The 13,550-nt window shown below is 73.9% G+C and carries 12 protein-coding genes; 4 read left to right on the plus strand and 8 right to left on the minus strand.

The features are described from left to right. The first annotated feature begins 70 nt into the window (after positions 1–70). Positions 71–421, plus strand: a complete 351-nt coding sequence (locus tag OG389_RS34290; protein WP_328302909.1) for a hypothetical protein — start codon at positions 71–73, stop codon at positions 419–421. 102 nt (positions 422–523) lie between these two features. Here OG389_RS34290 and OG389_RS34295 read toward each other — a convergent pair whose 3' ends face one another. The 6 genes from OG389_RS34295 to OG389_RS34320 form a co-directional block, all read right to left on the minus strand. Continuing rightward, positions 524–712 carry a DUF6381 family protein gene (locus OG389_RS34295; protein ID WP_328304316.1) on the minus strand — a complete coding sequence of 63 codons (189 nt, stop codon included), beginning with the start codon at positions 710–712 and terminating at the stop codon, positions 524–526. A 96-nt stretch (positions 713–808) separates the two neighbouring features. After that, positions 809–1,378: an HPP family protein gene (locus OG389_RS34300; protein WP_328302911.1), complete on the minus strand. Its 570-nt coding sequence runs from the start codon at positions 1,376–1,378 to the stop codon at positions 809–811. Positions 1,379–1,664: 286 nt separating this feature from the next. Beyond that, positions 1,665–2,405 (minus strand): NPP1 family protein, encoded by a 741-nt coding sequence (locus OG389_RS34305; protein ID WP_328302913.1) that lies wholly within the window; start codon positions 2,403–2,405, stop codon positions 1,665–1,667. Between the two features lie 255 nt (positions 2,406–2,660). Next, positions 2,661–3,842 carry a serine hydrolase domain-containing protein gene (locus OG389_RS34310; protein ID WP_328304318.1) on the minus strand — a complete coding sequence of 394 codons (1,182 nt, stop codon included), beginning with the start codon at positions 3,840–3,842 and terminating at the stop codon, positions 2,661–2,663. Positions 3,843–4,326: 484 nt separating this feature from the next. Continuing rightward, positions 4,327–8,331 (minus strand): nSTAND1 domain-containing NTPase, encoded by a 4,005-nt coding sequence (locus tag OG389_RS34315; protein ID WP_328302915.1) that lies wholly within the window; start codon positions 8,329–8,331, stop codon positions 4,327–4,329. Positions 8,332–8,503: 172 nt separating this feature from the next. Then, positions 8,504–8,875: a hypothetical protein gene (locus tag OG389_RS34320; RefSeq protein ID WP_328302917.1), complete on the minus strand. Its 372-nt coding sequence runs from the start codon at positions 8,873–8,875 to the stop codon at positions 8,504–8,506. A 271-nt stretch (positions 8,876–9,146) separates the two neighbouring features. Between OG389_RS34320 and OG389_RS34325 the strand changes: the two genes are divergently transcribed. Further along, positions 9,147–10,304 (plus strand): AI-2E family transporter, encoded by a 1,158-nt coding sequence (locus tag OG389_RS34325; protein WP_328302919.1) that lies wholly within the window; start codon positions 9,147–9,149, stop codon positions 10,302–10,304. Positions 10,305–10,370: 66 nt separating this feature from the next. On the opposite strand, the gene OG389_RS34330 is transcribed toward OG389_RS34325, so the two are convergent. Further along, positions 10,371–10,760 (minus strand): hypothetical protein, encoded by a 390-nt coding sequence (locus OG389_RS34330; RefSeq protein ID WP_328304320.1) that lies wholly within the window; start codon positions 10,758–10,760, stop codon positions 10,371–10,373. Between the two features lie 173 nt (positions 10,761–10,933). Between OG389_RS34330 and sigJ the strand changes: the two genes are divergently transcribed. Both sigJ and OG389_RS34340 read left to right on the plus strand, forming a co-directional pair. Further along, on the plus strand, positions 10,934–11,893 hold the full coding sequence (gene sigJ / locus OG389_RS34335) for an RNA polymerase sigma factor SigJ (protein ID WP_328302921.1): 960 nt from the start codon (positions 10,934–10,936) through the stop codon (positions 11,891–11,893). A 112-nt stretch (positions 11,894–12,005) separates the two neighbouring features. Beyond that, positions 12,006–12,890, plus strand: coding sequence for a hypothetical protein (locus OG389_RS34340; protein ID WP_328302922.1), 885 nt, complete (start codon positions 12,006–12,008; stop codon positions 12,888–12,890). Positions 12,891–12,946: 56 nt separating this feature from the next. On the opposite strand, the gene OG389_RS34345 is transcribed toward OG389_RS34340, so the two are convergent. Continuing rightward, positions 12,947–13,453 (minus strand): hypothetical protein, encoded by a 507-nt coding sequence (locus tag OG389_RS34345; RefSeq protein WP_328302924.1) that lies wholly within the window; start codon positions 13,451–13,453, stop codon positions 12,947–12,949. Positions 13,454–13,550: the final 97 nt, after the last annotated feature.

Consider the following 13,550-nt stretch of genomic DNA (forward strand, 5'->3'; position numbering starts at 1 on the left):
GCGGGATAATGATCGCCGGTGCGGGCCCGGTTCGCGCCGGACCCCGCAACGACCCGAGATGGAGCCCCCGATGGACGTACGCCACTTCGAGCGGATCACCGCTTTCATCGAGGCGCGGCTCACCCCGCTCTTCGCCGAGGAGACGGGCAGCGAGAACGGCTTCGGGATGGACGACACCTCCCGGGCCCTGCGTGCCCTGCGCAACGCGGCGCTGGAGGCATCGGTGGCCAAGGGGCTCATCGAGCAGCGGGTGACGGCTGAGCCGGCGGTCCGCCGGGTCATCGACCAGGCGGTGGAGCACCACTGGGACGTGCTGCGCGGCATCGCCCGCCAGTGGGAGGACCACGCCGACTTCGTCCGCGAGTTCAAGCGCCACGCGTGGGAGCTCGACGAGGCCCCCGCGGCGGCCGTGGCCCCGTAGCGGCACGGCGCCGCAGCGGCGCAGGGCCGGTCCGGGGCTCCCGGGTCCGGCCTCCGGCCCGCGGCCTCCTGACCGGGGCCGGCTGCCGGCTGCCGGAGCCTCCTACCGCAGATCCATGCCGGGGTCGTCGATGACGCGTTCCTGCTCGCTCTGTTCCCGCAGGCGGCGTGCCTTGTCCTGCAGCCGTCGGCTCTCGTCGGGGTCGGTCGACCGCCTGGCGGCGTCGTCGAGTTCCTGCGCCTTGTCGCGCAGTTGCCGGGACCGGCCGTGGGACTCGCCTGCACTCATGATCACTCCTGGGCGCTGTGGGGGGACAGCGGGCGGAATTCAGCGAACCAGTCGCACGCCCGGAGCGCATCTCGAAGCGTCACGCGCGGTGAGCCGCGCTCACCACCAGTAGGCGGGGTACCTCGGCGCCTTGCGGCGCACGCGCGAGGCCGCGTACCCGGTCAGCACGATCAGGACGGTCGAGCCGAACAGCAGGGGGACGAACCGCGCCGCCGTCGGGGCCTGGAGCACGACCACGACGGCCGTGGCGCAAGCGGGTGAATGCGGGGTGCGCGCGGCCGTCACCAGTGCCAGCGTGACACCGGCCGCCACCGCGGCGCCCCAGGCGCTGCTGCCGGCCGCGGCCAGGACGCCGTAACCGACGGCGGCCCCCAGCATGTGCCCGATCACCACCCCGCGCGGCTGTGCCAGCGGCAGTGCGGGCGCGCTGTGCACGAGAGCGGCACTCGCCGCCAGCGGGGGTATCAGGATCGGCTCGTGGAGCGCGGCCCCGATCGCCACGAGCGACAGCAGGACCGCCGTGGCGGCGCTGATGCTGTGGATCGCGGCGGGCGCCGTGGGCCGGGCGGGAGCCCGGCCCGCCAGTGCCCGGCGGCGGGCCGGCCCGGTGGTCGGGGAGCCGGGGGCGGGGGAGTCGGGAACGGACGGAGGGTGGAGCGCGGTACTCATCGCGGCAGGCAGGTTTCCGGGCAGGGCGGCCGTCGGCCGGGCAGGGGCGGAGGAGGGTGGTGCGGGCGGGGGTGGCCGGGGGCCGCACGGCGACGTGCGTGCGGTGGCACGAGCTGCTCCGACCGGGCGGCACGGTGCGGGCGTGCCGCCGTTCAACAGCTGTGATCAACAGCCGTCCGACCTCGCGCGTCCGAGCTCGCGCTTCCCCGGGATGACGGAGCGGCGCACTGCCCGGTAGGACCCTATCCGGCGTCCTCGCGCCGACCGCCCCCGGGTCCGGGCGCCGTCACGCGTTGGGGTCGAAGGCGATCCCGGCCGGCTTGGCCTTGGCGAGGTGGCCGTTGAACTGGCCGTCCTTGATCCCGAGCAGGGCGCTGCCGAAATCGGCCTGGCTCAACTTGTCGCGCAGACCCGCGGGGTACCCGTTCCAGCCCACCAGGGTCGGGTACTGCCAGGTGCCCCTGTGGTTCTCCGGCGGTTCGTCGTTGGAGTTCGCGGCACGGAAGCAGTGCGTGCTGATTCCGTCCTTGTGGTAAACGATCTTCGGGTGGGTGCCGTCGAAACGCATCTGCGCGCTGGTGTGGACCTTGAAGTTGCCGTGCTCGGAGGTGGAGACGTAGGCGACCTGGTTGTTCTGCACCCACACCACCACGTGCTCCCAGTCGTGCCGGTGTCCGGCGCTCCCGGGGCCGAGCGAGACCTGGTCCTTCTCGAAGTAGAGCGCGTACATGATCGCGCACCAGCCGTTGTTGCACTTCTCGCGGGAGTACCCGTTGGTGTTCTCCAGGTCGGACAGGTCCCGGCAGCTGCCGTTGACGTCGCCGCCCAGCTTCAGGCCGGGGGCGATGGTGCCGTCCGGGCCGATGGCTGGGGAGGAGTAGCAGCCGTCCCGGTCGTAGTCGAAGGCGGGCTGGAAGGTCTGCTCCAGTCCGTCCGCGTTGGCCGGGAGCGCGCGGGGCGGGGCCGCGTACGCCGTGGCGGGGAGGGCGAGGACCAGCGCGGCCGCTCCCGCCGTGGCGGCGAGCACGGTCCTGCGGGTCCGCCGGCCCGTCCCCTCCCCGGCTCGCTTCGCGGACCGGCCCCCGGACCGGTTTGGGGACCGCTTTTCGGACCGGTTCTCGGATCGCTCGGCCGTCAGTCCGTCGGGCATATGTCCTCCTCATCGGTCACACGGGACAACACCCGTGCGGGAATGCGGAGTTCAGACTTCCCGGATCCGGCCGCCACGCCAAGGGGCGGGAGCGTCCGGTGTCCGGGAATCGCCCGTGTCCGGGATCCGGGGTCAGCCGCGCTCGGGCAGGTCCGCTTCGGCCGGGGCGAGTGCGAAGCCGCGCGCGGCGGCCTTGGCGGTGGCCTTCGCGGGGGTCGGCTTCCCGCAGAAGGCGGCCTCCAGGGTGCCGCCCAGGGCGGTGTTGGCTTGACCCCGGTTGGAGGTGTTCGCCATGGCGGTCAGGGCCCGGCTGCCGTCGCGGGTGGTGAAGGAGTAGGTGTAGAAGCCCTGCACCGTGCCCGTGTGCCCGTAGACCTGCGTGCCGCACGAGAGGTCGTACCGGCGCAGTCCCAGTCCGTAGAACCGGGTGTTCGTGGCATCGGTCGGGGTCATGGTGAGCATGGCGTCCAGGGTGCCCGGGCGCAGCAGCTTGCCGCTGACCAGGGCGGACATGAAGGTGCTCAGATCGGCCGCGTTCGAGATCACCGCACCCGCGGACTGAGCCCAGGACACGGTCTGTTCGGTGGAATCGACCAGCGGGCCGCCCTCCTCGTCCGGGTGGAGGTAGCCGTTGGCGTGCAGGCCCTTGATGGCCGTGTCCGGGTGGACGTACGAGGTGTTCCGCAGTCCGAGGGGCTTGAAGATGCGCCGCTCGTACGCCTTGGCCACCGGCTTGCCGGTGGCCTTCTCGATCAGCATTCCCACGACGACGAAGTTGGTGTTCGAGTACTTGTACTCGACGCCGGGCTCGGTGGTCCGCGGCTCGGCGAGCGAGAGGCCGACGAGCTCGCGGTAGGTGAACACCTTGTTCCGCACGGCCTCGAAGCCGGGAACCGTCTTCTCGAACATCGCGTTCGTGTAGTCCGCCAGACCGCTCCGGTGGGTCAGCAGGTGGCGCACCGTGATCCGGTCGTCGGGCAGCAGCCCCGGCAGGTAGCTGTTGACCGGGGTGTCCAGCTGGATCCGCCCCTCGTCCACCAGCTGGAGCAGGACGACGCTGGAGAACGTCTTGGTGACGCTCCCGATCCGGAAGCGGGCCCGCGGATCCATCGCCGCGCCCGTGGTCCGGTCGCGTACGCCCTCCACTCGGGTCTGCACCCCGTCCGGCCCGGTGAACCGGGCCATCGCACCGGGCGCCCCGGCCGCCGTCGTGCTGCGCAACACCTGCGTCAGCGCGTCCAGATCGGGCGCGACGGTCGTCTGCGCGGCGGACGGCGCCGCGGGCGCCGCGTGCGCGGCCGTGGCGGGCAGCATGCCGCCGGCCACCACGGCGAGCAGCACGGCACCGACGGCCAGACGCCGTTCACGGGAGAGGGGGAGGGAGGGGGACGGACGCACGTTGCTCCTCGATTCGGCGGGTTGGGGGGATATGAGCTGTTCCTGACCCTACGGATGATCAACGGCAAGCGGGCACGATTTCCAGCCAATCCGCGCCCTGGACGTAAATGTTCGTCATCCACACCCCGTAGTCGGGAAGATGGGATCAGGCGTCGCTCGTGCAGCCGCCCAGACGCCCCTTCCCGCCTGTCCGCAGGCGGCGGTGACGGCGCGCTCGGCCGCGTCGAAGCGTGCCCGCCCGCCCGGCACTTGGTGGTCGGTCGGCTCCGTATCCGGGTGCGCCCAGCCTGGAGGCCGCCGCCGCGCCCCGTCGAGGCCCGGGCGCCGCACCACCCGAAAACGGGCAACGGAAAACCTTCGGGAAACCCCCCTCCGGCCTGGGCGGTGGGCCAGGGCCGCCCTACCCCTGCGGGCAGGCGCGGCCCGCGCGCGCCGCCGGGCCGGGCACCAGGGCCTGCCGTTCCCTGGCTCCGAGGGCACGCTCCATCCGGCAGATCTCCGCCAGCCGCGCCCCGGGATCGGGGTTCCACAGCCGTACCGTGCCGTCGTTGCTGCTGCTCGCGAGCGTCCGCCCGTCGGGGGAGAAGGCGACTCCCCACACCGCGTTGGTGTGACCCGACAGCACGGCACCGAGCCGGTGTCCGGGCACGTCCCACAGCCGCACCGTACGGTCGTTGCCACTGCTGGCCAGCGTCCGCCCGTCGGGGGAGAAGGCGATGCCCCGCGCCGAGCCGGTGTGCCCGGTCAGCACCGCCGTGACGCGGCGCTGCTCCGCGTCCCACAGCCGTACGGTGCCGTCGTTGCCGCTGCTGGCCAGTGTTCGCCCGTCCGGACCGAAGGCGACGGCCCGCACCGCTCCCGCGTGCCCGGTCAGCGCGGCCAGCGGACGGCGCCCGGCCACGTCCCACAGTCGAACGGTCAGATCGTCCCCGGCGCTGGCCAGCGTCCGCCCGTCGGGGCTGAAGGCGACGTCGTTGGCGAAGTCGGTGTGTCCGGCGAGGGTGGCGAGCGGGCCGCGCGTGGCGAGGTCCCACAGGCGTACGGTGCCGTCGGCGCCGGCCGAGGCGAGGGTGCGGCCGTCCGGGGCGAAGGCCACCGAGAACACGGTCCCGGTGTGTCCGGTGAGGGTGGCGAGCGGGCCGCGCGTGGCGAGGTCCCACAGGCGTACGGTGCCGTCGGCGCCGGCCGAGGCGAGGGTGCGGCCGTCCGGGGCGAAGGCCACCGAGAACACCGTCTCGGTGTGCCCCGTGAAGCCGGCCAGGACCCGCCGCCCGGCCACGTCCCACAACAGCACCGTGCGATCGGCGTCGGCCGTGGCCAGCAGCTTCCCGTCGGGGCTGAACGCGGCGTGCCAGACCTCGGTGAACGGGCGCGCCGTCAGCACCGGCCCCCGCAGGTCCCACAGCGCGACCGACTGGTCGAAGGCGGCGGTCGCCAGCACCGTGCCCGCCGGATCCACGGCGACCGCGAGCACGTAGTCGGTATGACCGGCGAGCGTCGCGGTGAGCCGGCCGCCGCGGACGTCCCAGAGCCGGGTGGTGCCGTCGCCGCCCCCGCTGACTACGGTTGTGCCGTCCGGCGTGTAGGCGACGGCGTTGACGTCGTCGCTGTGCCCGGTCAGCGTGGTGACCGGGCGCCGCCCGGCGACGTCCCACAGGCGCACCGTACGGTCGACGCCGCCCGTGGCGACCGTACGGCCGTCCGGGGCGAAGGCCGCTCCCAGCACCTCTCCGGTGTGGCCCTCCAGCACGGCGGCGGCGCGGGCCCGCCGCGTGTCCCACACCCGTACGGTGCCGTCGGCGCCGGCGGACACGAGGCTCCGGCCGTCCGGCGCGTACGCCAGGGCGTTGACCCGTGCGGTGTGCCCGCTCAGGGTGGCCACCTCGCGGTGGTCCCCGGCCGGGTCCCGCAGCTGGACGGTCCCGTCGGCGGTCCCGACGGCGAGGACGCTGCCGTCGGGAGCGAAGGCCAGTGCCCGGGCACCCGCGGTGCTCGGGGGAAGCACCGAGGCCGGTCCGCCTCCGCCGCCGACCGGCCAGAGCCGGACCGGGCCGTCGGTGGAACCGGCCGCCAGGGTCCGCCCGTCGGGGCTGAAGGCGACCGTACGGACCCGGCCGGGCGCGGTGAACGAGGCGACCGTGCTCCGGTCGGCCACCCGGCGCAGCAGCACCCTTCCGTCGGAGCCGGCCGTGGCCAGCAGCCGGCCGTCCGGTGCGAAGGCCACCGCGTTGACCGGACCGCCGTGCCCGCCGAGCCGTGCGAGGAAGGGCTGGGACTGGGTGCTGAGCAGGGCGCCGCGTGCCTCGCTCGTCGCCCCGGCGCGGTACGCCTCCCCGGCGAGCAGCATCGAGGCCTCGGGCTGTCCGGTGGCCAGCGCGAGCGACCGGGCGGCCAGCGCCTGCGAACGGGCCGTCCGCTCCTGGCGCAGCGCGCCCGCGCGCTGCTGGTAGGCCACCGCTCCGGCGGTCAGTGCCAGCAGGAGCAGGACGACGAGCGTGGCCAGCATCCGCTGGTGCCGCCGGACCTGGAGCCCGGCCTGGTGGTGGCGGGCGTCCTCCGCGGCCCCGCTCGCCCGGAGGAAGTCCGTCTCCCGTGGCCCCAGCCGGCTCCGGCCGTCGAGCTCGTCGGCCCAGGTACGGGCGTTGCCCAGGCGGGTGCCGCGGTAGAGGACGGACGGGTCGCGGCCCTCGCGCTCCCATTCGTCCGCGGCCTGGGCCAGTTGCTGGTGGACGAGCAGCCCGGCCCGGTCGGCGTGGATCCACTCGCGCAGCCGCGGCCAGGCGTGCAGCAGGGCCTCGTGGGTGATCTCCACGGTCTCGCTGTCCGCGGTGACCAGCCGGGCCCGGACGAACGCGTCGAGGGCGGCCGCTGCCCGCCCGGTGTCGTCCTGCCCCTCCAGCAGGGCGGTACGGCTCACCCGGCGCCGGGTCGGCCCGGTCCCGTCGGCGATGTGCACCAGCCGTACGAGCAGGCGCCGAACCATCCGCTGCTCGGCCGGGTACAGGCGGGCGAACGCCTCCTCGGCCGTGCGCGCGACGGCGCCCTGGATCCCGCCCGCGTACTCGTACCCCGCGACGGTGAGCACGGAGCCCTCGCGCCGCTGCCAGGTGGCCATCAGCGCGTGGGACATCAGGGGCAGGGCGCCGCAGGGGACGTCGTCCCCGTACGGGTCGGTGTGCTCGGAGGCCTGCCCCGCCGGGTCGCGTACGCCGGCGTCCCGCAGGAGCAGCGGGACCAGCCCGGGTTCCAGCGCGAGCCCGGCGAGTTCCGCCGGGCGCGTGATCGACTCCCGCAGCTCCGCCACCGACATCGGGGGCAGGACGAACAGCCCGTCGGTGAACGCGGCGGCCAGCCCGGGAAGGTCCAGGCACTCCCCGGAGAAGTCGGCCCGCACCCCGAGCACGACGGCGGCGGGGTCGTACGCGGTGACGGGGTCGTACGCGGTGGCCGGCGCGGGACGGGACGTGGCCACCGCGCAGAGCACACGTACGAAGGCGCGGCGTTCGTCCTCGTCGGCGCAGAGGGTGAACAGTTCCTCGAACTGGTCCACCAGCAGCACCGGCCGCACGGTCGGCAGGTGCCGTCCGCCGGCCCCGGGGCGGGCACCGTCCACCGGCCGGCGGGCGCCGGCGCCGTCCGCCAGCCGGTGGACGGCTTCGAGCAGTGACTCCGGGCGCTCGCGCAACGCCGCCGGGGTGAGGCCCAGTTCGCCCCCGACGGCCTTGGCGGTGGCTTCGAGCAGCTCGCGCAGCGGGTGTGCGGTGGGGGTGAACCTGACGACCGGCCAACCGTCGGCGCCCGCCACCGGGAGGTCCCCGCGCCCGAGGGCCGGTACGAGACCGGCACTGATCAGGGAGGACTTCCCCGCGCCCGACCTGGCGACGAGCAGCAACGGCCCGCGGCCGAGGCGCTCGTGGACCCGTTCGACGAGGGCGGCCGTGGCGCGCTCCCGGCCGAAGAACCGCCCCGCGTCCTGCGGAGTGAACGCCGACAGGCCGCGGTAGGGACACTCGCCGTCCGACTGCGGTCCGGATGGACCGGGCGGACCGGGCGCACCGGCGGTCCCGGTACGGGAACCGGCGAGCCCGGTCGATCCGCCGGCACCGGCCGCGCCGCCCGCCCCGGTGTGCGCACCTGCCCGGGGATCGGGCTCCTCGCTCTCCGGTACCAGCCGCAGGAGCTCGCCCTCCGCCCCCAGCACCCGGTCGCAGCTGCGCGCGACATCGGCGGTGACCGGCTTCGCACCGGTCTCGATCTTGCTCAGATAACCCTTGCTGTAGTGCGTCTCGCGGGCGAGGGCGGCGAGCGACAGCCCGCGCTGCACGCGCATCCTTCGCAGCTGCGCGGGAAAGGCCGCCGCTGCGGGCTCGCGTCCGCGGTCCGGATCCCCCAAGACGTCCCCCATGGCAATGCGCGCCCAGGCTGTGAGAGGCAGGTGCCCAGGCTATCGCGGGGGTCCGACGGCCGACCGGCCATTCGTGCGGCGTGGCGTGAAACGGAGGTGTTCCGGAGCCGTCGAGCGGTCGGCTCCGGAACGTTCCCTCAGGCTGGTGATCGGATGAACCGACCGCCTGGCGCTACCGGTTGAGCGTGATCGAGTTGATCGGCGAGAGGTTGGCGTAGACCCCGCGGCTCTGGGCGATGGGGTTGCCGCAGTTGACCCCGTTGGAGCCGGTGCACAGGCGCGCGGTCGCGCCGCCGTACTGGTTGTTGAGGACCCAGTGGTTCCCGTACTGGTTGCTCAGGTTGTGGGCCCCGTAGCTGTAGAAGATCTGGCTCGGGCTCACGGCGGGGTTCTGGTTCTGCGGGTAGATGCAGACCGCCCCGTCCGGGCACCCGGCCCAGGTGTCGGCCGGCTGCGCGCCGGTCGCGCCGGCCGTACCGCTGAGTGCCACGACGGCGGCCGCGGCGGTGGCGAACGCGGCGGCGCCGCGGATCATCTTGCGCATGGTGTCCCCTCGGTTCTTGCTCCGTGCTGACGTCCTCAGCCTGTCCCCGGCGGCCACGGGGGTCGACGGGTTTCCCGTCCCCCGTCGCGGGCCCGGACCGGGAAACCCCCTGTGACCAGCGCACTCGCCGAAGGACGGGCAACGGCCCCGGCGGCTCCTTCGGCCCAGCGCGGATGAAGCCTTCGGGCGAACGCGCTGCGCGGCGCACGGGGCGGACGCCCCCGGGGTGATAGCCCGAGGGGACCAACACACCCCGGAGGTGCCGCCGCACATGACCAGGCGACTCGTGACGCGGTCGGCCCGACGGCTCCCGGGCGGCCGGCGCGGTGGCGGCCGGGCGGGCGCGGCCCGTACTCCGCTCGCCCGGTCCCGCCCGGATCCCCGTAGGGCGGTCCCGGTCTCCCCGGTCCTGCGGACGGCCGCCGCCTACGCCTGGCGGCTCCTGGTCGTGGGCGCGGCGACGTACGCCGTCTTCGTGGTCCTGGGGCGGTTCCACGAGATCGCGCTGGCCGTGTTCCTCGGCCTGGTGGCGGCCGCCATGCTGCGCCCGCCGGCCGATCTGCTGGCCCGCGTGATGCCCCGGGGCCTCGCCGTGGCGTGTGCGCTGATCTGCAGCATCGTCCTGGTGCTCGGGGGCCTCGCACTGGTCGGTGAGGCCGTCGCGGGCGAATGGCCCGCTCTGGTGAGGGAATTCAAGGTGGGGCTGGGCCGGATCCAGACCTGGCTCGAGGGTCCGCCGCTCCGGCTGGACACGCACGTGCTGGGGGATGCGCAGTCGCGGATCGGCGACTACCTCTCCAGCCACCGCTCGACCCTGCTGAGCACCGCGTTGAGCGGGGCGGGGCGCGTCGTGGCGGTGTTCACCGTGGCGGCCCTCGGACTGTTCTGCTCGGTGTTCTTCATCTACTCGGGCGACCGGCAGTGGAGCTGGTTCTGCGGACAACTGCCGGAAGGGGCACGGGAGCGGGTGGCCGCGGCCGGCCGCGCCGCGTGGCGGACCTTCACGGGCTACACCCACGGCATCGTGCTCGTGGCGGCGACCAACGCGATCCTCGTGGGCATCGCGCTGTTCGTCCTCGGTGTTCCGCTGGCCGTCCCGCTCGCCCTGCTGGAGTTCGTCGCCGCGTTCGTCCCGCTCATCGGCTCACCCGTGGCACTCGGCGTCGCCGCCGTCGTCGCCCTCGCCGTGAAGGGGCCGCTCGTGGCCTGCCTGGTCGTCGCGCTCATCGTGGTCATCGGCCAGATCGAGGGACACCTGCTGCACCCCCTGGTGATGAGCTGGGCCGTACGGCTGCACCCCATGGTGGTGGCGCTGTCGGTGGTGGCCGGAGCCATCGCCGCCGGGATCGTGGGGGCCGTGGTGGCGGTGCCCCTGGTCTCGGTGGCCTGGTCCGTCCGCCAGTCCCTGCGCGTCGCCCGTACGGGCTGACGTACGCGCACGGGCTGTGACGTACGCGCACGGACCGACGTACGCGTACGGGCGCCCCGCCGGCGGCTACGATCCGGCGCCCGAGCGGCCCGGAGAACGGGTGAACAGCACCTGGCCCAGCGCCAGCACGCTCAGGCCGAACATCAGGACGCCCAGGGGGACGTGGAGAGCGGGCTTGTGCGCGATGCCCAGGACGACCTGTACGGAGGCGAGTACGAGGAAGCCGGAGGAGTACAGGACGGGCCGGGGCGAGCCGCCGCCGGGCCGCCACGCCAGTATCGCGGCGAGCACGTACAGCATTGTCGCGCCGTACATCACGCGCGCTCCGACGCCGTGCACCGCCTCCGCGGAGGAAGAGGTCAGCAACAGCCCGGCGGTGGCCGCCTGGAAGAAGATCGCCAAGGTCTGGAGGGCGACCGCCACCTGTACGAACGTGCCGTTCCCCTGCTTCGTCATCGTCTGCGTGGCCACGACTGGGCCCCCTCTTCTGCCTCGCGGCGGTGGATCGGTAGTGTCTCGGTAGTCCGACGGGGCAGCCCCGCGAAATGTGAGGCGAAGCGCCGAACTCCTTTCCCGGTGGGGGGAAAAGCGGGAGCGGACAGGACGAACCAGGGGAGCGCGTGGCGAGCATGAGCGTCTCAACCGAGTACGGGCACGGGCATGATCGGTCCGAGCCCGACCTGAGCGCGGTCGACGGTGAGCGGCGGCAGCTGATGAACCTCGCCTACCGGCTGCTGGGCTCGCTGGCCGAGGCCGAGGACGCCGTGCAGGAGACCTACGCCCGCTGGTACGCGATGTCGCCGCAGGAGCGGGCGGCGGTGCGCTCGCCCGGCGCCTGGCTGACGACGGTGGCCAGCCGGATCTGTCTGGACGTACTCGGTTCGGCGCGGGTGCGGCGCGAGCGCTACGTGGGCGAGTGGATACCCGAGCCGCTGCCCGACCGCTCGGAGTGGGCCGGCGGGCGGGTGGACGGGGGCCGGGCGGAGCCCGTGGACCCGGCCGACCGGATCACCCTCGACGAGTCGGTGAACATGGCGTTCCTGGTCGTACTGGAGTCGATGACCCCGGCCGAGCGGGTGGCGTTCATCCTGCACGACGTCTTCCGCTATCCCTTCGCCGAGGTCGCCGAGATCGTCGGCCGGACGGCCGCGGCCTGCCGGCAGCTGGCCACTTCGGCCCGCCGGCGCATCCGCTCCGCACAGGCCCCGTCGGCTCCGGCGGCCGGACGGGCCTCGGTGGTGCGCGACTTCAAGGAGGCGTGGGAGGCCAAGGACATCAAGGCCCTCGTCGGCCTCCTCGATCCGGACGCCACGATGACCGCCGACGGCGGAGGTCTGGTCGGCGCGGCCCTGCGTCCGGTCGAAGGCAGCGCGCGGATCGCCCAGTACCTGATCGCCATCGCCGACAAGGCCCCCGGACTGACCCTCCTGGAACGCACGGTCAACGGTCTCCCCGGCCTGGTCGCCCAGTACGCCGGCGTCACCGTCACGGTGGCGGCCCTCGACGTCGCCGACGGCCGCGTCACCCGCATCTGGGCGGTCCGCAACCCCGAGAAGCTCGGCCCGTGGACCGAGCGCGGACAGGACTGACCCCCGGGCATCCCCGCGGGGCGGCCGGGCCGGCTCCCGGGCGCCGGCCGGGTCGCTGGGTACCGCCGTGGGCCGAAGGCGGGTACAACTGCTGTGCGAAGAGGGGGAGCGGATGCTTCGGGGTGCGCGCGAGTGGCTGACCGGCGCGGCCGACGGGGAGATACGGGCGCTGGAAGAGGTGCCCGGCATCGATCCGGAGCGGCTGAGGGAACTGTGGTGCGCCGAACCGGAGCTGATGCTCCGCCTGGACCGGCTCCACGCCGCTGCGCAGCGGGCCTTCGAGCGGCGTACGCGCACCGCGGTCACCGAGGACCTGCTGCGTGCCCTGGGGGCCGTGGCCAGGGGCGCGGACGTCGGCCGGCTGGAGACGGCGGTCGCGCTCGCGGAGACCCGGCTGGAGGCCGATACGGTCACGGCGGGGGCGCGCGGGCTCAACATCGGCCTGGCATTCGGGGTCGTGGTCAGCCCGGTGGTGCTGGTGGTGGTCTTCGCGCTGGGGGAGTGGGTGCCCCGGCTGTTCGGCATCCACCTCGGCTGTCAGGAGCGACAGGCCCTGGTCCACTCCCTGGTGTGCTTCGCGGGCGGTGCGATGGGCGCTGTCTTCAGCGTGATCATCCGCCTGCGCGATCCCCAGCAGCTCATCCGGAGCCGGGCGGGACGCGCCGCCCCGGCGGCCGACCCGGTCCAGCTGTCACAGACGCTCCGTCAGGAGGGCTGGTACCGGGTGGTGGTGGGCTGGTTCCTGGCCACCGCACTCTTCCTGCTCGTCAGCGGAGGGGTCCTCACCGTCCTCACCCCGCCGGCCACCCCGGCCGACCTGTGCGGTCCCGGCCCGCTCTCCGCCGCCGGGCACGAGGCCCTGGTCAAGGCGTGGTTCTTCTGGGGAGCCATCGGTTTCCTGGCGGGCCTCAACGAGCGCTGGGCCCACGGCCTGCTGCGCCACCCCGCGGCCCCGCGCGACGAGGCCGGCCGGGAGGACGGCACGGGCCGCGCCTAACGGGCCCGGACTGCCGGCCGGCAGTCCGGGCCCGTTAGGGCTCGAGCGGCCGGCCGTCAGCCCTCGATGGAGACGATCTTGCGGGTGGCCAGGTCGGCCTGGACCTGGACCTGGGTGGTGTCCCCGCCTCCCCAGGTGAGGGTGACCGTCGCGCCGGTCCGGCCCGTGCCGCTCCCGGTCGAGGTGACCTTCCACTGGAGGGGCACGTTCTGGGCGCGCAGCACTCCGTCGGCGTGGTTGGCCGCCTCCCACTTCGACAGCTGCCCCTGCAGGGACTTGGAGAGGTAGAAGGAGCGCAGCTGGGTCGAGGTCTTGCCGTCACCGTCGTACACGGCGTCGATGTAGGCACCGTAGAAGTCGGCGATCCGGGTGAAGGCGGCCTCCGGGCTGCCCGACACGGAAGGCAGCGCGACCGCGACCGCGGGGGTGGGCGCCGGTGCGGCTGGCGCGGCCGACGCGAAGCCGCCCGTGACGACGGTGAGGGAGAGCGCTGCCGTGACGGCGGTGGCCGCGAGGGCGAGCGAAGCGGTGCGCGTGGTGCGCGCGGTCGGGAACGAGAACATGGGCGGTACCTTTCCCCGTCTGACGTACGTGTCCCACACGACGCGACGGTCGGCGCCTCCGGTTCTCGGGTTACGCAAAACGGCTGAAAGTCACTGT

Source organism: Streptomyces sp. NBC_00435, from assembly GCF_036014235.1.
Classification (GTDB): Bacteria; Actinomycetota; Actinomycetes; order Streptomycetales; family Streptomycetaceae; genus Streptomyces.